The organism is Vibrio sp. Sgm 5, assembly GCF_026241575.1.
In the GTDB taxonomy this organism is placed as follows: Bacteria; Pseudomonadota; Gammaproteobacteria; order Enterobacterales; family Vibrionaceae; genus Vibrio; species Vibrio jasicida.
The window spans coordinates 1-23,645 of sequence record NZ_JAPHPY010000065.1; the positions used below are offsets into that span (position 1 = coordinate 1).

General features: G+C 44.7%; 11 protein-coding genes. 7 read left to right on the plus strand and 4 right to left on the minus strand.

Annotated features, from left to right (window positions below; all coding sequences use genetic code 11):
* Positions 1-2,735 (minus strand): beta strand repeat-containing protein (locus OQJ86_RS23600; RefSeq protein ID WP_323054564.1); only part of this gene is annotated, 2,735 nt, incomplete at its 3' end.
* Between the two features lie 369 nt (positions 2,736-3,104).
* Here OQJ86_RS23600 and OQJ86_RS23605 point away from each other — a divergent pair.
* Complete coding sequence (locus OQJ86_RS23605) at positions 3,105-4,445, plus strand: TolC family outer membrane protein (protein ID WP_102389162.1); 1,341 nt, start codon at positions 3,105-3,107, stop codon at positions 4,443-4,445.
* Between the two features lies 1 nt (position 4,446).
* Positions 4,447-5,070 (plus strand): OmpA family protein, encoded by a 624-nt coding sequence (locus OQJ86_RS23610; RefSeq protein ID WP_038873742.1) that lies wholly within the window; start codon positions 4,447-4,449, stop codon positions 5,068-5,070.
* An 82-nt stretch (positions 5,071-5,152) separates the two neighbouring features.
* Here OQJ86_RS23610 and OQJ86_RS23615 read toward each other — a convergent pair whose 3' ends face one another.
* The gene (locus OQJ86_RS23615; RefSeq protein WP_265991447.1) at positions 5,153-16,282 is read right to left on the minus strand and encodes a tandem-95 repeat protein; all 11,130 of its coding nucleotides are present in this window, start codon (positions 16,280-16,282) and stop codon (positions 5,153-5,155) included.
* Between the two features lie 403 nt (positions 16,283-16,685).
* On the opposite strand from OQJ86_RS23615, the gene OQJ86_RS23620 reads away from it, so the two are divergent.
* From OQJ86_RS23620 to OQJ86_RS23635, 4 genes are all read left to right on the plus strand, one after another.
* Entirely contained in the window at positions 16,686-17,996 is a 1,311-nt protein-coding gene (locus OQJ86_RS23620) for a TolC family outer membrane protein (RefSeq protein WP_038867610.1), read from the plus strand.
* A gap of 3 nt (positions 17,997-17,999) precedes the next feature.
* Positions 18,000-18,614, plus strand: coding sequence for an OmpA family protein (locus OQJ86_RS23625; protein ID WP_265991450.1), 615 nt, complete (start codon positions 18,000-18,002; stop codon positions 18,612-18,614).
* Between the two features lie 113 nt (positions 18,615-18,727).
* The gene (locus tag OQJ86_RS23630; protein WP_038867608.1) at positions 18,728-19,081 is read left to right on the plus strand and encodes a DUF2750 domain-containing protein; all 354 of its coding nucleotides are present in this window, start codon (positions 18,728-18,730) and stop codon (positions 19,079-19,081) included.
* Positions 19,082-19,273: 192 nt separating this feature from the next.
* Entirely contained in the window at positions 19,274-21,241 is a 1,968-nt protein-coding gene (locus OQJ86_RS23635) for a GGDEF domain-containing protein (protein WP_038867605.1), read from the plus strand.
* Here OQJ86_RS23635 and queC read toward each other — a convergent pair.
* Both queC and queE read right to left on the minus strand, forming a co-directional pair.
* The gene (queC, locus tag OQJ86_RS23640) at positions 21,198-21,896 is read right to left on the minus strand and encodes a 7-cyano-7-deazaguanine synthase QueC (RefSeq protein WP_265991454.1); all 699 of its coding nucleotides are present in this window, start codon (positions 21,894-21,896) and stop codon (positions 21,198-21,200) included. The genes OQJ86_RS23635 and queC overlap by 44 nt on opposite strands.
* A 14-nt stretch (positions 21,897-21,910) precedes the next feature.
* A complete protein-coding gene (gene queE / locus OQJ86_RS23645; protein WP_038867601.1) occupies positions 21,911-22,561 on the minus strand; it encodes a 7-carboxy-7-deazaguanine synthase QueE in 651 nt (216 codons plus the stop codon).
* A 164-nt stretch (positions 22,562-22,725) separates the two neighbouring features.
* Here queE and OQJ86_RS23650 point away from each other — a divergent pair, with 164 nt between their 5' ends.
* Positions 22,726-23,535 (plus strand): Cof-type HAD-IIB family hydrolase, encoded by an 810-nt coding sequence (locus OQJ86_RS23650; RefSeq protein ID WP_265991456.1) that lies wholly within the window; start codon positions 22,726-22,728, stop codon positions 23,533-23,535.
* Positions 23,536-23,645 lie beyond the last annotated feature (110 nt).

Sequence of the window (23,645 nt, forward strand, 5' to 3'; positions counted from 1 at the left end):
ACATCGAACGTACCATCTGGGCTCACAGCCACCACTTGGGTTGAGTTATCCGCATAAGTGATGGTGACTGAGGTATCAGTGTAATCCACACCACCGTCGGCAGTGCCATCAGCAAGTGTCATGCTGACAACTGTGTCGGTCGTGCTTGGATTGCTTAGTGTGACATCTAATGTCGCAGGATCACCTTCATTGACCGTGGTGTTACTAATTGAAGCAACAACTGGGCGATCATCATCTGGATTTGGTCCTGGGCCACTACCGTCATCAACAATCGTACCGGTACCTTGGACAGGAGTATTTTGAGTTGACGTAGAACCAGTCAGCGTAAAGGTTTCAGGTCCTTCAAAAACATCGTCATCGGTGGTGTTCACAGTAACACTGTAAGTCGTGTCATTCGCAGGCACAGTAACGTCAAACGTACCATCTGGATTTACAACCACAACTTGTGTTGAGTTGTCCGCATAAGTGATGGTGACTGAGGTATCGGAGTAATCCACGCCACCGTCAGCAGTGCCATCAGAAAGTGTCATACTCACAACAGTATCTGTCGTACTCGGATTGCTTAACGTGACATCTAATGTGGCAGGATCTCCTTCGCTCACGGTTGCGTCTGTGATTGAAGCGACGGTTGGGCGATCATCATCTGGCTCAGGACCTGGGCCAGTACCATCATCAACAATGGTACCCGCGCCTTGTGCTGGTGTGCTTTGTGTCGATGTTGTACCAGTCAGCGTGAAAGTCTCCGCACCTTCCAAAATATCGTCATCGATAGTATTCACCGTAACGCTGTAGGTTGTATCATTCGCAGGCACAGTCACATCGAACGTACCATCTGGATTCACGGCCACCACTTGCGTTGAGTTATCTGCATAAGTGATGGTGACTGACGTATCGGTGTAGTCCACTCCACCGTCAGCAGTACCATCAGCAAGTGTCATGCTCACAACTGTATCGGTCGTGCTTGGATTGCTCAAGGTGACATCTAATGTGGCAGGATCACCTTCATTGACTGTTGCGTTGCTAATTGAAGCAACAACTGGACGGTCATCATCTGGCTCAGGACCTGGCCCAGTGCCATCGTCAACAATGGTACCCGTGCCTTGTGCTGGTGTGCTTTGTGTCGATGTTGTACCAGTCAGCGTGAAAGTCTCCGCACCTTCCAAAATATCGTCATCGAAGGTATCGACCGTAACACTGAAAGTCGTTGTGTTTTCGGGTACATTTACCTCAAACGTACCGTCTGGATTCAGTAACACGACTTCGCTGGTATTATCTGAAAACGTGATCGTGACGGTTGTGTCCGAAAAATCCACACCACTTGTCGCAGTATCACCTGCAAGTTGCATGGTAACTACGGTGTTTGTTGTACTCGGGTTACTGAGATTTACGACAAGCGTAGCCGCCTCGCCCTCATTTACCGTTGCATCCGTAATAGATGCAACATTAGGTCGATCATCGTCTGGATTTTGCCCAGGACCATCACCATCATCGCTTATGGTTGCTGTTCCTTCTGCGGGCTCTTCTTGAGTAGGTGTACTTGCAGTGAGCGTAAACGTTTCATCCCCTTCAAGTATTTCATCATTGTTCGTTACGACCGTGATAGAAAAGTCAGTATCATTTGCAGGAACCATCACTGTGAAAGAACCGTCCTCTGCGACGCTTACAGATTGCGATGTACCGTCTGAGAAGGTAACCAAAACAGATGTGTTATCGAAGTCACTCCCTCCTGTTGCACTGCCGTCGGCAAGTGTAAGAGTGACAGACGTTTCAGATTCACTTTGATTGCTTAAGACGACCTCAAAAACCGCAGGCTCTCCCTCATTAACGGTGACATCTGAGATAGAAAGCACAGTAGGGCGATCATCATCAGGATTCTCTCCCGGACCATCCCCATCATCGCTGATGGTTGCTGTGCCAGTGACAAGGGCTTGTTGATTTGGCGTTGAACCACTGAGAGTGAAAGTTTCATCACCTTCTAAAAGTTCATCATTAAACGTTTGTACAGTGACAGTAAAAGTGGTCGTCTCACTTGGTACAACAATAATGAAATCACCATTTTCATCGACGCTCGCTTGCTGCTCTGTGCCATCTTCAAAAGTAATCGTCACGATGTTATTGAGGAAGTCAACGCCACTGTCTTCTTGTCCACCTGACGCACTGCCATCATCCAAAGAAAACGCTAACTCGGTTTCTTCGCTTGTTGTCCCATCAAGAGTGACATCAAAGTTTACGTCTTCACCTTCGTTCACCGTTGGGCTAGATATGTCTTGGATAATGACGTCAGCAATTTGACTCGGTTGTGAGAAAAAACCTCCGAAATAGAGTTCTAGCAAGGACAAAATTTGTGTTTCAGATAGACCTAGTGATTCAAGACCGATAGTTTCAAAGTCTGTCGCAGCAAGGCGTTCAGCCCCCGTCCGGTCTATAACGCCTGTCGCTTGAGGGCTAGAACCGTCACTTTCACCCGCTGCTGGTTCAAATTCTGTTCCTAACAGTGTTGGGTCATCACCTTGTGCTATCGCCTCTACAACTCTCGCAACGTCGTCAGTAATCTCTATAGGCTCCTGACTTTCCTGAGTCACAATCCGCACGTTAGGCGTAGATTCATTCGATAAATCAGAGACTAGCACTTCACCTTGAGCCGGAGCTTCGCCCTGTTCCAACTCTCTTAAATTACCGTCTAAACCGATAACCACTGTCTGGCCCAATAATGAGCGTAAGGTTGCATTATTCATAGTTACCTCGACTCGCATCGTGCTGCGTCAAAAGTTTGTCACCTCATCATTTACGACTATAGTTTAGTCAAAATAATCGCAAATTTTGCTTACCTACACGGTTCTCAGAGCTTTACTTTCCTAGGGGCGGGACAAGTGAAGATCGATAAAGCCAAACGGTTCAAAAGCGCTATGACCTTAAAAAATCAGGATTTTTTTTGAGGAATTTCGCTTAAAACATAAGCAAACTTAGTCATATGTGCTACGGTGTTATAAGGGGTCAGGCTGAGAATTAACCTCAAAAGCCTAGGGATAACAGTGAGTTGATAAATAATGCATTCAACCGCTGTTTAATGTCGTTGAATCTCATTTGTGAGAGCGGCAAATTGTATGGATTTTTCTGGGAGAATCGCCGTGAAGTGGAGCCGACTAAGCATAGCGTGCTGCAGTTGCCTAATAGTGTCATTTCCTATTTTCGGTCAAACGTTAGAACAGGCTGTAGCCTTAACGCTGAAAACAAACCCTGATTTGAAAGCTGCATTTAACGAATTCACAAGTAGTCGTTACGTTAACGACGCTTCATCAGGCGCATATTTACCACAAATTGATTTAGACGCTGGTATTGGTTACGAGGGAATTGATCCAGCCGAGAGTGTCGGACGTGGACAAACCGACTTAACCCGTAAAGAAGCGGCCGTGACCTTAACCCAACTTATCTGGGATGGGTCTGCAACTCTGAACGACATCGATCGAACTGCGGCAGACGCAGAGTCACTGCGTTATCAACTCCTTGCTGATGCATCGGACAAAGCGCTAGAGGTGACAAAAGTTTATTTAGATGCGGTGAAAGCCTATGAAATTTTGACCTTGTCTGAAAACAATCTAGCGGTGCACAAACGCATTTACTCAGATATTAAAAAGCGTGTGAACTCCGGTATCGGTTCCACTGCAGATTTGACGCAGGTAGAAGCACGTTTAGCAAAAGCGCACGGCAATCTTGCTGCTGCACAAAACAACCTCTATGACACACATACCATGTTTACTCGGTTAGTGGGTCAATCCCCACAAGGCCTAATTTTCCCTAGAGCTGATGAGAACTTCATTCCATATACTGTCGATGAAGCTGTAGGAATCGCTTTTGAGGAACACCCAGTGGTGAAAGTAGCGGTTGCTGATGTCGACTCAGCTAAGTTCCAGTACAAGCAATCCAAAGGGGTTAACCTCCCTACTGTCTCTATCGAAGCTTCACAAACTTGGCGAGATGATGCAGATGGTATTGAAGGTCGAAGTGACGAAACACTCGCAATGTTGCGTTTAAGATACAACCTTTATAACGGAGGCAGCGATGCGGCAAACTCAGAAAATTTCGCCTACCAATTAAACAAGGCGAAAGATTTACGCGCGTCCGCATACAAGAATATAGAAGAAGGGTTACGACTTTCTTGGAGTGCTTTAGATTTAACCTTGCAGCAAAAAGAATTCTTATCTGATCACGTAGACTCCGCAGCAGAGACCGTAATTGCCTACGAAAAGCAATACCGCATTGGCAAACGAACTCTCTTGGATTTGCTCAACACTGAGAATGAACTTTTCGAAGCACGTAAGGATTATCTGGATTCAAAATACGCCGAGCAATACGCAAAATACCGCGTAATGAATGCTACAGGACAACTGCTCAACTCTTTGCGCGTCGATATTCCGCAAGAGTGGCTAGAGAAAGTGGAGTATTAATATGAGAGTAATACCTATTTTTTTCATGGCGTGTTTGATTTCAGCGTGCAGTTCTAATTCTAATACCGAAACGGGCGATGAATACGAGTACATTGAAACACCCACCGCCAATCAAATTGCCGACCTGATCGATGATGATCGAGATGGTGTCATCAATGCTCGAGATTTGTGTCCTGGTACACCGATTGGTTCAGAAATCGATAATGATGGATGTGGGGAATTCTTAAAAACGTCCCAAGAAATGCAAATTCGAGTCTTGTTTGCGAACGATTCAGACGAAATCAATCCTATCTTTTCACAACAGCTCCGTGAGTTATCTGAGTTCTTAAAAGAATACCCAAGCACTTCTATTGAACTTCAAGGATATGCGAGCCGAACAGGGACTTCGCAACATAACTTAGACTTATCCAAACGCCGAGCTGAAAATGTAAGAAGAATCTTGCTTCAAAATGGCATATCACCGAACCGAGTAACCATTGTCGGCTACGGAGATACGATTCTGGCGTCTACTGGCACGGATGAAACAAGTCATGCGCTTAACCGACGAGTCACCGCTACCGTCGTCGGATACAAAGGAGAAGTGAAGAAAGAATGGACCATTTTCACCACTCTTCCTAAAAGCTAGCTAAGCCCATACGCTCACATAAACTAAAAAGGTCTAGTGTTTACTAGACCTTTTTGATTGATAGTACTGCCTTACGGTTTACCTAGTTACTAGATAAATCGTTGATCTTAAGCAGATCATTCAAGATTGCACTGCCATCTATTGGGGATAATACGCCATCGTTAAGGTATTCACCGTACTGACTTGAGCCTCCCTCAATCACGAGTTTCTGGCTAGATGAACCATCCGATTCTGAAATCGTTAGGATCAGGTTCTCTCCATCGGCTTCCAACCCAATCTCATTGTTCGCAAGTAGTGAATCAATAGAGTCTGAATTATCAGTATGAAGCAAATCAGAAATATCAATCTTATCTTCGCCTTTAGTGAAGTCTGTGATCGTATCAATCTCACCATCTCGAATTCCGGAACCTTCATCGACAAGTTTAAAGATATCATCACCAGAACCACCTATAAGGATGTCGTCCCCTTCGCCACCGACCAAGATATCGTTCCCGCCGTGACCAAATAAGATGTCGTCACCTTGTTCTCCATAGAGTGAATCTGCTTTATCTCCTTGGTGGTTTTGATTAAATTCATCGATATGATCTTTCACATAAGTATGAATAGCTTCGGCATCAACTTTAGAAATATCTTGACCAGTTTCTTGTGCGACATGGGATTGAATTGCACTGATTCCCTGTTCATTGCCACCAAACTCGATCAAGTCACCAAGAAGGATGTCATCACCCTCTCCACCGCGGATGATATCCGAACCTTGTTTCAATGGAACATCTTGACCAAGTATCGTTTCTGCAAGTTTCGTAACATCAATTTCTGATTCGACAACGCCATCGGTGTCGTATTGTTGCAGTATGCTTTCCGATACGCCGCTTCCCAGACCGATTGCCTCCACACTCGAAAGGAGAGCTAGAACTTGATACATATGCTGAGCCTGAACGGAACTTCCACCTCTGTCATCGTATTCAAGGATTCCATTCTTACGGTCTATATCACCGATTTTCTGCCCCGTTTGAGGAGAGAAAAGATGCCCATCACTGTTGATTAAGACGTTACCTTTGTAACTAACGGTTTGACCAAAGCTGTAGCTGTTATCATTAACCACATCTTGCAACGTAACAAGCTGCCCATCGTCACCCACATCAAGTATGACTTTAGAGAATTCAGGACGCTTTATATTGTCGAGGTTATCGTATGTATTTGGCTGACCGTCGGTAATAAAGTATGTGATATTTTCTCCATTGACGTTTGGCTGAGTACCAAACCAATCGACTGCCGATTGCAAACCAGATTCATAGTTCGTATTACCACTACCGTAATCACCGATCTTATTGAGTTCCTCGACAAAATCAGTTCTTGCAGTTGCAGAACTCAGATCCACTTCAATCACCTTCGTCGCCCCAGTAGCAAACTCAGAAAGCAATATGTTTACCGTACCAGGCTCAACACCTTGGTTAACGGATGCAAGTAGCTCATCAAAAACGTCCAGAACTTCATCTTTTGCACTACCAACCCAGCTGCCCATGCTGCCAGACGTATCAAGCACAAACGCAATGTTGTAATCCTGTCCTGCAATGATTTCTAAACCTTGAACATCACCAACAATGAGGTCATTGTCGGCACTACCTTTGATCGTGTCATCGCCGTGCGAACCTGACTTAAGCTCAAACTCACGAGCAGTAATGTCAACCGATTCCGTTGTCGTTGCGGCGTCATTATTTGATGCTTCTACAGACGTTGCGGTAACACTCATAGGAAAATCAAAGCTGCCTTCATAATCGAATGGTACTTTAATCTCCAACGATGCGTGGCCTTGACTATCGATATTGACAAGGTAACTGCCATTGGGCTCTGGAGTAACTATCAGGTCATTTACGTATAGCTCTACGCCCGATGGTAAGCCGTCGATGAGAACAGTTTGGTTCAAGCTCTCGCTGCCATCAGCGTCGACTAAATCGACATTAATATCGATAGGAATCCAACGATCTTGCAGTATCTGATAAGTCCCGTCAGGGTTAAGTTCTACTACTTTGTCGGCAAAGACGACACGCTCGATCTCATATAAGTGATCCCCACGGTCTTCTTGTCCTGTATTGTCATTAACCGAATCGATAGAGCGGTTATCCAAGAAGATCCAGTATGGAACATCACCACCATGGTTATTCTTGAAGGTAAACTCGTAGTCACTAAAGTTACCTGTTAAGTAAACCGTATCTGTCCCATCGTGTTCCGTGATGGTTGAAGCATCATCACCATAGAATGAGTCATTCTGCCCACCTCCAACAAAGACATCGTCACCGCCACCACCATAGAAGGTATCGTTGTAATCGGTACCAACAAACAGACTATCTGTATCTGAAATGTCGTTATTATTGCCAAGCATTACGTTTGCTGGTGGGTTGTCTTCTTGATAAACACTGTCTAGCCCCAGCCCAGCGGCAACTGATGCATTCTGAGGTTTGGTACTATCAATCGCTGATGTAACTAGGCTGTGGTTTGAATCAACCGCATCGTTCTTTGAAATATCGCCAACTGAAATCGTAACTTTTGGCGCGTCTGCGACAGCAACGACCTCAATATCCAATGTCTCTGTTGCGCCAGTATTCGTGGTGTATGTAATCGATGGAACATCACCAGACCAATGTTCAACCGGTTCGAACTTGTAGCTACCGTCTTGGTTTACCACCAATGAACCACTATCTAGCGAGACCGTTTCACCAACAGCGTAGTCTGTATTGTTAACTGTAATATGGTCGACCAATAGGACATTATCGCCATCAGTATCATTCGATAAAACGTTACCCTGTAGCGACGCATCTTCATTCGTGATGCCAACATCACTAGCTGTGTTTGTCGCTAGATTTTCATGCACGACGACATTAATCGTGGCATGTGAGTCTTCAGTATCACCATTCGAGCTTTCTGTACTTGTCGCCGTTACCGCAATGGTAAAGTCATCGTGCGATCCCGCTGGTGGTGTCACCGTCAAAGAGTCAAGTGACCATCCTGTAACATCCAGTGCTTCGTTCACCGTCGCTACCGTAATAGAATTCGCTCCATCAGAGAGCACCGCTCCAATTGGCAAACCTTTTAATGTCACTGCAAGTGATTCAGAGCCATCAGTATCAGTCAGGCTTGCTCTAATTTCTGAAATTGGAATAGCGGTATCTTGCAACCCTTCATTGACTTCATAAGTCTCGTAGAACTGAACACCGTCTACTTCTTTTAACTCAGAAGTTCTTACATCGACTGCGTCCAAAGCAGCTGAGTCACTCACCACATACAAGTTGCTGTTACTTAAATCAACTGCCGTTTGGCCGTTGATAGAGACATCTACATTAAAATTGCCAGGCCCACTCTGGTTGTGATGATAGATTTCGATTGGGTAAAATCCGGAAGATGTAGGTACAAACGCATCTCCCTTAATATCACCCCTACCATTACCCCAACGAGCTTCATCAACCAGTGTTCCACCAATTTTGATCGCTAAGCTGTCATCTGCTCGTCCAGTAAAATCATAACTGGTTCCCGCTTCCAAGTAGACCAGCGCCGTCACTAATACGGCTTCATCCGCTGCTGTTGCCCCTGACGCGGTATCCTGAACATTGGTGGTGGTCGATTGGCTGCCATCTTCTAAATCTAAAGCTTCAATAGCATCAATCAAAACTTGTCCCGCAACACCTTGACCGTTATCAGAACCAACAATGACATTTGTCCAAGAAGTCACGTTGAAATCTTGTTGAGGAAGAGATAACCCTGGAGTCACTGTAACCAAATTCGGCGCATCTGCATCTGGGGTGACATCAATCGTCAATACGGATTCTTGCCCCGTATCTTCCCCATCTGTTGGTTTAAAGCCAATTTGCGCATAGTTCCCTTCTTGGTTACCAACCCCATTTCCAGTGAAGCTGTCATCACCAGATTCGTTTACCTCTGGAGTGAAACGTACACCATCGGCATCAAACTGCGATTTACTCAGTACTTGGTCTGTTTGAACCGCCTGCCAATTTCCTTGCTCATCTTTGTACTCAAGTGCACCGTCGCTAGGAAGCGATGTAATTTGGACAGACAGCGTCGATGTGTCTGAGTCGACATCCGTGACGCCAAATGATGCCCAATCCAGAGTAACTTGGGAGTCTTCTAGAGTGGTAACTGACGAAGGTGAAGCTTCTGGTGCATCATTAACGTTTACAAGTGAAACATTAACCTCTGCAGTGTCTACGCCACCCGTACCATCGGCAACCTTCACCTGCAGTGTATATTCGCCTAAATCAACATCATCAATAGTCTTGTTGAGTGAAACCTCACCCGTCGATGGGTCAAGATCAAATAGACCGTTCGTTGTTGTTCCATCAGCAAAACTGTAAGTAAGTTCATCGTTATCTAGATCTTCAGCAACAAGCGTACCCACAACAGTGCCACTAACACTGTTTTCATTTACGGTGCCAAAGTCATAAACATCATTGTTTGCTGCATCGCCAGGAAGATCACCGTCAGAAATAAACTCCGGAGCATGCTGAGCGTCTGCGATAGAAACAGATGCCTCTTTAGAAGCCGTATTCAGCGAAGAGTCTGCACCACTCGTTCCAGTTAGCGTCACTGTCAGATCTTCAGCACCTTCATAGATACCGTCATCTAGCGTCTCAATATCAAGGGCGACTGAAGTTTGACCCGCTGGAATAGTCACGGTGTAAGTGTTTGGCGCAGTGTAATCATCACTATCAACATCACCACCAATCGTGAATGTCACCACGACATCCTCATCCGCTTTCTGGTCGATACTTACAGTAAAGTTCGCATCACCACCTTCAGCGGTAGAGCCTGCATCAGCAACGATGCTGACTTTCGGTGCTTGCTGGGCGTCATTGATAGTCACGCTCGCACTGTTGTTCGTCGAAGCCGTTGCGTCTGCACCTTCTACATCTTTGATTGTGACAGTAAATGACTCTGCACCTTCATAAGTACCATCAGTTAGCGTAGTGATGTCTAGGTCAACTGAAGCCTGACCGGCTGGTACTTCAATACTTGCCACGCCAGTAAAGTCAGAGCCATCTTGAGCAGTACCAGAGTATTCGAACTCAACCGTTACTTTCTCATCAGCAACTTGGTCCAAGCTCACTGTAAAGCCTGCGGTTTGGCCTTCGTTGACGCTGTCTTGGTCGGCAACAATACTTACTTTTGGTGCACTTTCTGCGTCTAAAATTGTTGCCTGGCCAGTCGCTTGACCATTAGTTGTCACCCCATGACTTTCTGTCACAGTGAGGCCAAACGTTTCATTTCCCTCGTAGATATGATCTTCGTTAGTCGGCACCGTAACCGTGATATCCTGGATTCCCGCAGGTATTGTTACATTCCCATTTCCATCAACATTCAATGGTTGTGTTTGGCCATTAGTGTCTACATAAGTCACAACTAAATCGCCAAGGTCATTATCCTCTGCTGAATAGTTTCCGTCCGCCTCTACCGATAAGTTAACAACAACAGCGCTTTCAGTTTGATTTGATAACGAAACCGTAAAGACTGCATTTTCACCTTCATCGACATTCCCGCCACCATCTACGGTTAGCGTAGGCTTGTCGTTGTCTGGTGTTGTCGGCCCCACAACAGAGCCGTCATCTTTTATGTTCGCTTGACCAACGGCAGAACCATTTGAAGTGATGCCAGCAGACTCCGTCGCGACTAAACCAAAGCTCTCAGAGCCTTCGTAGACATCATCCTGAGTCGTAGGAACAGATACTTCGATTGCAGTAATACCTGCAGGAATAGTGACATCACCATTATCTGAAACGGTTAGTGATTTCGTTTCGCCTTCACTGTCTTTGTAGGTTACGACAAAATCATTAATGTCAGAGTTTTCTGCTGTATATGCGCCACTCGTGCTCGTGGCCAAATTGATAACGACTGGTGACTCTGTTTGATTAGATAAAGAAACAACAAATATTGCTTCTTCCCCTTCATTAATATCACCACCACCGCTGATAGATAGCAGCGGCTTATCGTTATCAGGCGTTGTTGGACCGACAGCTGAGCCATCATCCTTTATCACTGCCTCACCACTCGCCACGCCGTTTGATGTAATACCGCCAGTTTCGGTCACAACCAAGCCGAAAGATTCTGCACCTTCGTAAACATCGTCTTGTGTCGTTGTTATTGTTACCGTGATATCAGTAACTCCGGCAGGAATAGTAACGTCTCCACTTGGACTAACATCCAGAGTCTGCTCTTGGCCTTCTCCGTCAATATAAGTCACCGTCATGTTACCAAGATCTTCATCTTCAGCTGTGTAGTTGCCATCTGTCTTTGAACTTAGATTGACGACAACAGGACTTTGAACTTCGTTAGACAGCGACACCGTGAATACTGTGTCAGAACCTTCGCTCACGTCGCCAGCATTACTCACTGAAAGTGACGTACTATCATTATCCAAAATTGTTGATGAGCCCGACTCGCTACCGATTTCAACTTTCATCGTCTCGTCATTTTCAACAACAAGATCATCAATCGTCGGCACAATGATCTCGAAGCTACTAACGCCGGCAGGAACAATCAGGTAGCCGCCTGCAAAAACAACACCATTCGTGTAGGTTGCATTTGAGAGGTTGACGTCTGAATCATCTGCCGATGAGCCTGGAGCCAATGTAGTTATTGGATACTTAACCGCCGTTTCTGTCGCCTCATCCAGTACCACAGAAAACGTAACGTCTTCTCCTTCTGTAACAGTGTTCCCTGTTAAAGATAGATCCGGACCGTTTTCCGACACGTTGCCGTCTAGAACCTGATTAGCAATAGTAACCGTTGCAGGGTCACTTTCAGCGTTACCAGAATCAACTACAACGTAGTCAAAACTATCTTCAGGTGGGAAGCCCTCTACATAACGCAACTCCCAATTCCCAGATGTTTTGGTCGAGAAGTCTAATTGAGTAATTACCGCCCCTTCAGGTAGAGGGTAATCCTTACCGAAGCCAATACTAGTCGCCTGGAATAGCATGTTGTTGCCTTCTGGCTTCAAGAACTCAATAACTTGAGTTTGCTCTGTGCCGTTAGCATCAAGGTATGTCACCGTGATAAGAGCAGCATTGTTGTCGCCGTGCTCAAACAAGCCTCCTAGACCATCCAGACCAAGATTCACGCTGCCAACAGGGTTCTCAGACAAATCAATGCTGATGGTTTCGCCGCGCTGAATGCCTTGCCCATCGTTATCAGCAATACCATGACCAATATGTGAGACTTCTCGGTTGTATTGAGCTAGCACACCACTATCAGAGGAGATATCAATAGACGCTCCATTTACTAGATATTCGGTTCGACTGTGTGACTCACCACCGTCTGCACTTAAACCCCAGTTGTAGAAATCCGTCGTTGACTCTTCTCCATTTGGAGAATTAGGTCTGTCTTTGATACCAAGCAAGAATCCAACATTATCCGCTTCGTAGTAGATGCTGTCTTTGTTGTACAACGAGCCATCGGCCGATGTAATTTCTTGAAGATCGCCATTTTCATCTTTGAAATACAAGGTGCCAGATGTAGGTAGCTCTGTTATCCGGATCTGAAGATCATCACCATTTAAGTCATCCTCAACGTCAGAAATATGATCGCTTTCTGAGCCTTGGTCCAAAGGCTTATCATCAGTATCAAAAATTACGTTAGTAATAAGTTCGTCAGCGCTATGGTCAAAGTCTTCGTTAAGTGGCTTGTCGTTTACAGGAGTAACGTTCAGCGTAACTGTTGTGGTTTCAGTAACACCGCCAGAAGTAACCGTGTAAGTGAACTCATCCGCACCGTTGTAATCTTGGTCTGGCGTGTAAGTGATCGTGCCGTCGTTGTTCACAACCACACTGCCGTTAGTCGGACCATCTCCAGATTCAACTGTAACAACTGGTGATTGTCCTTCGAAACTATCGTTGTCTAACACATCCAAAATGGTTGGCGTATCTTCAACGATATCTGCACTATCAGCGACAATATCGGCAACGGCATTGACTGTGAAATCAACTTTCTGACTCACTTCCAAACCACTTGGATCTGTGGCTGTAAAAGTAAGCTCTTCAGAACCATTCCAGTCAGCGGTTGGGGTGATCGTCGCGATACCATCGACAATTGACACTTGAATGTTGCTGTTACCAGAAACAGTAAACGTTAGCTCGCTATCTGAGTTATCAACATCACTAAATGCATCATTCAAGTTGATGGTGTACTCAGCGAAGTCTTCCGGTAGAACTTGATCGGCAATGGTGTTTTCTACCGCTGGCTTGTCGTTAACAGGCGTAACGTTTAGCGTAACCGTTGTGGTTTCAGTGACACCACCAGACGTGACTGTGTAAGTAAACTCATCCGCACCGTTGTAATCTCGGTCTGGTGTGTAGGTAATGGTGCCGTCATCGTTAACAACCACACTGCCATTTGCAGGGCCATTGCCCGCTTTTACTGATACAACTGGTGATTGGCCTTCGAAACTATCATTGTCTAACACATCCAAAATCGTTGGTGTGTCTTCAACGATATTCGCGCTGTCCGAAACGATATCTGCGACGGCGTTAACCGTGAAATCAACAGTCTGGCTAACGCTTTCACCATCAGGATCTGTCGCGGTAAACGTTAACTCTTCTGAGCCATTCCAGTCTGCTGTTGGTGTGATTGTCGCAATACCATCAACAATCGATACTTGGATATTGCTGTTACCAGAAACACTAAACGTCAGCTCGCTGTCTGCATCGTCAACATCGCTAAATGCGTCATTCAAGTTGATGGTGTATTGAGCAAAGTCTTCCGGTAGAACTTGGTCAGCAATAGTGTTTTCTACCACTGGTTTATCGTTGACTGGAGTAACGTTTAGCGTGACCGTCGTAGTCTCAGTGACACCACCAGAGGTGACTGTGTAAGAGAACTCGTCAGCGCCGTTGTAGTCTTGGTCTGGCGTGTAAGTAATGGTGCCGTCGTTGTTCACAACCACACTGCCATTTGCAGGGCCATCGCCCGCTTCTACGGATACAACTGGTGATTGGACTTCAAAGCTATCGTTGTCTAACACATCCAAAATTGTTGGTGTATCTTCAACGATATCCGCACTGTCAGCGACAATGTCGGCAACGGCGTTGACTGTGAAACCAACCGTCTGACTCACAGCCAAACCACTTTGATCTGTCGCGGTAAACGTCAACTCTTCAGAACCATTCCAGTCTGCTGTTGGGGTGATCGTTGCGATACCATCGACGATCGATACTTGAATGTTGTTGTTGCCAGAAACAGTAAACGTCAGTTCGCTATCTGCATTATCAACGTCACTGAACGCGTCATTTAAATCGATGGTATATTCAGCAAAGTCCTCAGGTAGAACTTGGTCTGCAATGGTATTCTCAACCACTGGCTTGTCGTTAACAGGCGTGACGTTTAGCGTAACCGTTGTGGTTTCGGTCACACCACCAGAAGTAACCGTGTAAGTAAACTCGTCAGCGCCGTTGTAATCTTGGTCTGGCGTGTAGGTAATCGTGCCGTCATTATTAACAACCACACTGCCGTTTACTGGGCCATCGCCCGTCTCGACTGATACAACTGGTGATTGCCCTTCGAAGCTATCATTATCTAACACATCCAAAATGGTTGGTGTGTCTTCAACGATATCTGCACTATCAGCAACAATATCGGCAACGGCATTGATTGTGAACTCAACGGTCTGGCTAACGCTTTCACCATCAGGGTCTGTCGCGGTAAACGTCAACTCCTCAGAACCATTCCAGTCTGCTGTTGGTGTAATCGTCGCGATGCCATCAAAAATCGATACTTGAATGTTGCTGTTACCAGAAACGGCAAACGTCAATTCGCTATCTGCGTCGTCAACATCGCTAAACGCGTCATTTAAGTTAATGGTGTATTCAGCAAAATCCTCAGGTAGAACTTGGGATGGGATAGCATTTTCGGTTGTCGGAGCATCATTAAGTGGATTAACTATTACCGAAACTTCTGCTTCATCTTCTAATGCACCATCAGAAACTGTGTAGCTAATAGTTGCTTCACCGTTGAAGTTTTCTGTAGGAGTAAAAACAAGCTTACCGTCTACGATTTCAACGGTGCCTTGCTCTGCAGGAACAGACGCATTCACTATGGTCAGTGTGTCACCGTCAACATCGGTGTCGTTTGGTAGCACATCAATGGTGACTGGCGTATCTTCGTCCGTCGTAGCGCTGTCATCATTTGCTATTGGTGCATCATTTACAGGGTTAACAGTAACCGAAACCGTTGCTTCATCTGTTAGTTCACCATCGCTAACAACATAAGTGATAGTTGCTTCGCCGTTGAAATTCTCCGCTGGAGTGAAAACAAGTTTGCCATCTATGATCTCAACAATACCTTGTTCAATAGGAACAGATGCTCTCACGATGGTTAACGTATCGTTATCTAGATCAGTATCATTTGGCAAAACATCAATCGTAACCGGAGTATCTTCATCAGTAGTAGCGATATCGTCTACTGCTACTGGCGCATCGTTAACAGGATTCACACTGATTGTCACAGATGCTTCGTCTGTCATTTCTCCATCAGTCACTACATAAGTAACCGTTGCGTCACCATTGAAATCCTCAGCAGGAGTATAGATCAACTCACCATCAACAATTTCTACTGTTCCTTGCTCATCAGGCACGGTGGCAGATTCGATAGATAAGTTTTCACTGTCTTGATCGGTATCATTAGCTAGAACATCAATTGTGACAGGTATATCTTCGTCGGTTTGAATATTGTCATCTTCCGCAACAGGCGCCACAGGGGTAACTGTCGGAGATGTTTCGTCAGAACGGATATTACTTAAGTAGAGCTCAGCTAATGACAAATTTTGAGTTTCAGAAAAACCTAGCGCTGCCAACCCGGTGGTTTCAAAATCCGTGTCGGCTAATAATTCTGCAGCAGTGCGTTCAACAGTGCCGCTAGTTTGCAAACTAGAACCGTTACTTTGACCTGCAGCTGGTGCAAAATCTTCGTTTAGCAACGTTGGGTCTTGCCCTTCTCGAAGAGCGTCAATAATTTGAGCAACATCGTCAGAAACGTCTTGCACCCCTTCTTGTTTTGCAACTAAAACCTGAAGCTTGTCTGGTTCAGCTCCAGTTTTAGAAACAATCAACTCACCAGGTGACGGTTGTTCGTTTTCGGCAAGCGCTCTTAACTGCCCATCCAAACCTATTACGACTAATTGCCCACCAAGTGAAACTAAGGCTGTACGATCCATATAAACCTCTGACCTAAAATTACTGTCAACATTTTGACCATTGATACTTATTCGTTATATATTGCCCGAATATATAGCGCAATAACAGTGCATTAACACTAAATTACAACTTCTAAGTCACATATTACTCAGAAGGATGTGTCATGTGATAAAAAGAGACTACCGTCACTAATATATGGACACCCATACTGAATAAGGTATTGAAAATATGATCTTTATTCAGAATATAAAGTGCCTTCCGTGCGGTAACTGAAGATTTACTTACACATCGATAAGTATAGCAACTAGTTCCATAGTTGATTGTTAATAGCTTTGTACGTTAAATTATTGACGCCTATAGAGGTGTCGCTATCTATAAGAACGATTTCTCACCCCAGACAATTCACAATCTAGGAGAATCACAGTGAAGTGGACTCGTGCCAACGCCTTTTGCTTGGGTGTGCTCGCCGCTAGCCCTGCTTTAGGGCAAACATTAGAGCAAGCGGTTGAAAATACGCTTAAAACAAACCCAGACATAAAAAGTGCGTTTAATGAATTCGTAAGTAAGCAGTATGTGAATGAAGCCTCGAGTGGCGCTTACCTTCCCTCTGTCGACCTTGACGCGGGTATTGGATACGAAGGTATCGATCCTGCGGAAGCGGGCCGCGAATCAACGGATTTAACGCGTAAAGAAGCAACTGTCACGCTTACCCAGCTTATTTGGGATGGTTCGGCAACATTGAATGATATTGATAGAACCGCAGCTGATGCAGAATCAGTACGCTATCAATTACTTGCTGATGCTCAAGATACAGCGCTAGAAGTGACTAAAGTTTATTTGGATGCAGTGAAGGCTTATGAAATCCTGACACTCTCCGAAAATAATTTGAAAGTTCACAAGAAAATTTATCAAGACATTAAAAAGCGCGTCGACTCTGGTATTGGTTCAACAGCTGACTTGACTCAAGTTGAGGCCAGACTGGCAAAAGCCCACGGCAATTTAGCGGCAGCGCAAAATAACCTGTTTGATAGCCATACCATGTTTACTCGCATTGTCGGCCAATCTCCACAAGGGCTTACCTTTCCGCGTGCCGATCAAAACTTTATCCCATATACGGTAGATGATGCTGTAGAGTTGGCATTTGATTCCCATCCGGTCATTAAGATTTCTACTGCAGATGTTGATTCAGCTAAGTTTCAATATAAGCAGTCAAAAGGTAACTATTACCCAACCCTTTCGGTTGAAGCAGCTCAGACATGGCGTGACGATGCTGGTGGTATTGAAGGGCGTGGTGACGAAACAACTGCGATGTTGAGAATGCGCTACAACCTTTACAATGGGGGCAGTGACGCAGCAAATGCAGAGAGTTTTGCCTACCAACTAAACAAAGCAAAAGACTTACGTGAACGCGCTTATAGAAACGTTGAAGAAGGCTTGAGACTCTCATGGAGTGCTCTCGATCTGACGTTACAACAAAAGGAATTCTTATCAGATCACGTTGACTCTGCTTCACAAACCGTCATCGCGTATGAGAAACAGTACCGTATCGGTAAACGAACCTTGCTGGACTTACTTAATACAGAAAATGAATTGTTTGAAGCGCGAAAAGATTATTTAGATGCTAAATACGCTGAACAGTATGCAAAGTATCGAGTCATGAACGCCACTGGCCAGCTATTAAATGCATTACGTGTTGACGTCCCGACCGAGTGGAATCAGAAGGTGGAGTACTAAACCATGAAAGTAACAAAGGTTCTATTCACTCTAAGTATTTTTGCTTCTGCCAGCTTCGCAGCAACGAATGATGAATATGATTACATGCCAACCCCAGATGCTCAGCAAATTGCCGATCTGCAAGATGATGACAATGATGGCGTGATCAATGCTCGTGACTTGTGTCCTGGCACTCCGGTAACGTCAGAGATCGATAATGATGGGTGTGGTGAATACATTAAAGCATCCGAGAAGATGCAAGTCCGCGTTTTATTTACCAATGATTCAGACGAAATAAACCCTGTATTTCGTCGTCAAATTCGAGATCTCTCAGAATTTCTGAAAGAGTACCCTTCTACCTCAATTGAACTGCAAGGTTACGCCAGTAAAGTGGGTGGTTCTTCCCACAACTTAGACCTTTCAAAACGACGCGCAAATAATGTTCGCGAAGCGCTATTGCGTTATGGCATTGATACTAACCGAGTTCGCATTGTCGGTTTTGGTGATACCCATTTAGCGACAGAGGGTACCGACGAAGTGAGTCACGCACTGAACAGAAGAGTAACGGCTTACGTTGTCGGCTATAAAGGTGAGATAAAGAAAGAGTGGACCATATTCACTACTCTTCCAAAAACCTAATAAAAGGAGCTTCGGCTCCTTTTGTTTTTTCAAGCGTACGAAAACCGTATTATGCTTTAGGAATCGACACTTTAATGGTAATCTAGCCGCGTCATAACAATGAGAGTTTTGAAATGAGCAAACTTACAACAGATATCCAAGCAAACCTTGATCTTTTTGTTGCTGAAACAAAAGAAAACCAGCTAGTTTGGGGTCTACGCAATGAAGAAGGTTGGTTATCTTGCGATTCAACTGAATTCGAAAACAGCGAAGTCATGCCTTTTTGGTCTGCTAAAGAAGATGCAGAAGCACACAACGTTGAAGAATGGGCAGATTTTGAAGTACTAGAGATTCCTCTGGATATCTTTGTTGAAGATTGGCTTTTAACTCTTGCTGAAGATGGTGTTCTTGTTGGTGCTAACTGGAACGCACAGCTAGAAGGTAAAGAGCTTGAACCTCAAGACCTAGCTAAACTATACCTAAGCTAATTCTTTAAGACCTCAGCACCAAGCTGGGGTCTTCTCTCTTTTCACTTACCTTTTCGATATAAAGCTCGACCGAGCGCATAGTTTTCTTCATTTCATTATCTATACCCTTCGTGTTTTGTCACAATGACTCAACCTCAATTGGTATATCATACCGAACAAACTATATTAGAAAGAACATAAGGTTACATCACTATGCGTACGCTGCTCTCTTTGCTTGCGTCACTATTTTTAGGTAGTCAAGCAAACGCAAGTGACACTCAAAGCATCACCCAATGGCATGCTGTCTATCAATCGACTTTGAAGACGAATGTCGAATCGGCTTTGAGTATGCTCCAAGATCGCTATCACACGGCAAATACCGACAGTGAAAAGCTGTACGTGAGCGGGCTCATCTATGAATACATGGGCAACATCGATCAGCCCTACTTTGGCAGCAGCCAAATTTTAGACAACCGTTTCGCGAAGCTAGAATCTCGATACATTTTAGCGCTAAAAGAACGTAAACAAGGTAACTATGATGATTCTGTCAACCTTTTCACCGCGTTGCTACAAAGCACCAAGCAGCATCAGGATGTAGAGAGCAAAGCCTTAATGAACTATCAATTGTGCTACACCTTGAATCAACAAGGTCAGTACCACAAAGCCAATTTCTTCTGCTCTTCTTTGAACAATCATTTAGCAATCGACCACCCAGAAAGTTTCCCAAGTGATCTAGCTCTGCGCGTTATTGCTAATAACTTCGATTACCGCGGCGAATACGATGTAGCTCTAGAGCTTTATCGTCGCTTGTTAACCAAAATGCCAACGCAAAGCGATCCTTCAGGAGTTTACAATGATGTAGGCAATTTGTTGAGTGTACTTGGGCAGTACGAACAAGCAGAACAGTACCTTATTCAAGCGCTCCTCGCTCGACAGCTTGAAGCCTCCCCACTTGAAGTTGCTCAGGTCGAACACAGTCTTGCGGCTATGTATAACAAATCTAAAGACTATGATAAGGCCATTAGTCACTACAAAAATGCACTAACTATCTTAGAAGACATGGACTACCCATACGGTAAGGGCTTGACCTATCTTGGTCTTGGTTCTGCGTACGTTGAATCAGGAAACTTACAAAGTGCTGTACCTTACATCAGGAACGCACTAGAGCTCGGTAAACGATATGAAAACAAACGCTTAGAGACAGAAAGTCATTTGGCGGCAGGGTTTGCATACTTAAAAAACACAATGCTCGCAAAAGCGCTAGAACATGGTATTGCCGCACTTGAACTTGCGACAGAAAACTCAAATTCAGCATTGCAAGCTAAGGCCCAACTTTTGCTTTCGCAAACCTATCGAGAACAGGGCAACCATCTTGCCGCCCTATCTCATTATCAAGATTACGCCACGCTAGAACTTGCGAACCGTGATGCAAACAATGTCAAAGCAATAGAGGCACTCGATTTAACCAAGAATGAATATGAATACGAGTTGCAGCTGACAAAAATAAATAATGAGCGCAACTTAAAGTTACTCGAAGTCGAAAAGCTTGCAGAACAAAAAAGAGCATATAACTTCGTCATTTTCTGCTTACTGACTTTGCTATTCGTCGCCCTATTTATTCAACGAAAAACGAACATAAAATCGAAATTAGATCGTCTTACCGGTTCACTTAATCGAAGTACAATTATTGAGAAAATTAGAGCACAAACAATCAACGCGCCCGAAGACATGCGTTATGTTTTAGCGCTTATCGATCTCGATAACTTCAAGTCTATCAATGATCAATATGGCCACCCTACTGGCGACATCGTATTAAAGCACGTATGCAAAGCGATTAGAGCTAAGTTGAATAGAGGGGAATATCTTGGGCGCTTAGGCGGTGAAGAGTTTATTTTACTTCTGAAGAATGTCGATGAGATCGACGTGCCATTTCGTGTTCAAAGCCTACACAAAACGATATCTGATAAGCAGATCAAAACTGAAAATGCTACGGTACTGAATGTAACAGCAAGCTTGGCCTATTTGTCTACATCAAAACCATTAACGAACTTTGATGAACTGTATTCGATACTAGACCAAGCTTTATATCAAACGAAGCAAAGTGGGCACAACGTTATGATTGATGCTTACAACGAGCCTATTGACCTTCCGTCTTCTGCTTTTGAATCAACGACTGCGTAACTGCGTCTTTGTTGTTCAGATAGTCATCTAAGCCCGCTTTGCGCAGGTCGCATGACGGGCAATCACCACAACCATCACCGATGATGCCGTTGTAACAAGTTAACGTGTTTTCGCGGACAAGTTGCAACGCGTCATATTGATCGGCCAAAGCCCATGTTTCTGCTTTGTTCAACCACATCAATGGCGTCTTGATTTCAAATTGACGATCCATGCCTTTAACCAGCGCACTGTTCATCGCTTTTACAAAGTCATCACGACAATCTGGGTAACCACTAAAGTCTGTTTCACAAACACCCGTAATTACGGTTTCTGCGCCAATTTGGTATGCGTATATGCCAGCAAGCGTCAGGAACAAAATGTTGCGACCTGGAACGAATGAATTCGGCAAACCGTTTTCTTGCAGTTCATGAGAAACTGGAATGTCGTCACGTGTCAGAGAGCTGATGGCCAGTTCATTCAGTAAGCCAACATCCATCACTTTGTGTGCAGCAACGCCAAGATCTTTTGCAACTTTTTCAGCCACTTCAATCTCCATCTTATGACGCTGACCGTAATCGAATGTGATGGCATGTACTTCGTCAAACTCTTTTAATGCTTGAACCAGACATGTTGTAGAGTCCTGCCCACCACTGAAAACAACGACTGCTTTTTTCATCTTTCTCTCCGAGCTTAAGCAATACTTAGGTATTTATGAGTTTGAACCGACAAACGCCAGTTGCGAGCAACACAGGTATCAATACACAGTTGTGTAGCGCGAGGCTTCTGACTGATAGGCTGAAGTGCGATTACAGTCTTCTCTGCAATTTCTGCTGACGCCAACAATGCATCAAGCTGATCAATGTCTTTTTGAGTGCCGACCGGATGCTTAATTTCATTCGCTCGCTCCAAAGCACTCTTTAATACTGGCAACTTACCCTTCATCGCAATTTTAGGTGACACCGTCACCCATGTGCTTTCTGAAGTCACGACCTCTGAAGTGCCGCTGGTTTCGATTTGGCATTGGCAACCCATTTCTTCAAATGCAGCCGTCAAAGCACGTAAATCATAAATGCATGGTTCGCCACCAGTGATCACAATATGCTTCGCATTAAAGCTCTGCTTTTTGTATTCAGCTACGATGTCTTCCGCAGATGCGAAACACCACGTTGGAGAATCTTCTGTTTTCACCAAGATATCACCGATCTGGCGCTGGTCTTCTTCTTCTGCGTACCAAGTCTGTTTCGTATCGCACCAAGAACACCCAACCGGACATACTTGCAAACGCACGAAAACCGCTGGCACACCGGTGAAAACCCCTTCCCCTTGGATGGTTTCAAACATCTCATTTAGCTTATACAACGTAGAACTCACTCAACTCACAATACTTCGAGGCGAAGACCTTAATGGAGAGGCGCACTCAGGTCAATTTAAACCAAAAATAAATTGTTAAAATAGGTCTTTTTGTAGTTTCATACACGGGTTCCCCAATTTTAAGGTAAGTAAAGATGTACAAGCTGATCGCCCTCGACATGGACGGTACGTTGTTAAACAGCGACAAAGTAATTTCAGATGAGAACAAACAGGCAATAGCCAAAGCTCGCGAAGCCGGTGTGACTGTCGTATTGGCATCTGGTCGCCCTCTTGAGGGTATGCAAGACAAACTTGACGAATTGAACATCAATTCCGATAAAGACTTCGTGCTTTACTACAATGGATCAATGGTAAAAAACATTGGTACAGAAGAAATCATTCACCAGCAGATCATCAATGGCAAAGCAGCAAAGAAGATCGCACGTAAAGCGCGCGAGCTTGGCGCTTACGTTCACGCATTCAGCCAAGAGCACGGCCTAATCACAGAAGAAAACAACCCTTACACAGACATCGAAGCGAGAATTAACGGTCTTGAAATTACCGAAATGAACTTCGACGCTCTAGAAGATGATCATGCGATTATTAAGGCGATGATGGTTGCAGAGCCAAACAAACTGTCTGAAGTTATTGCCACTTTACCTGCAGAGTTAAAAAAAGAGTTTACGGTAGTGCAAAGCGCGCCTTTCTTCTTGGAGTTCTTGAACCCATCAAGTAACAAGGGTATTGGTATTTCCGCGATCGCTGAATACTTGGGTATCAAAGCTGAAGAAGTGATTTGCATGGGCGATGCCGAGAACGACCACCACATGCTTGAATACGCAGGTCTTAGTATCGCAATGGCGAACGCAATGGAAGAAACCAAACAAATCGCAGACTACATCACAGTCAGCAACGATGACCACGGTGTAGCAAAATCGATCGAGAAATTTGTACTTAACACATAACGCTGCCCAAACAACAAAGCCTCGCACTTAGCGCTGTCTCTTATACACAAATCCCCAAGCTTGTAGTTTGGGGATTTTTTTTGAACTCTTTCACGTGTGTGCGATCTGAG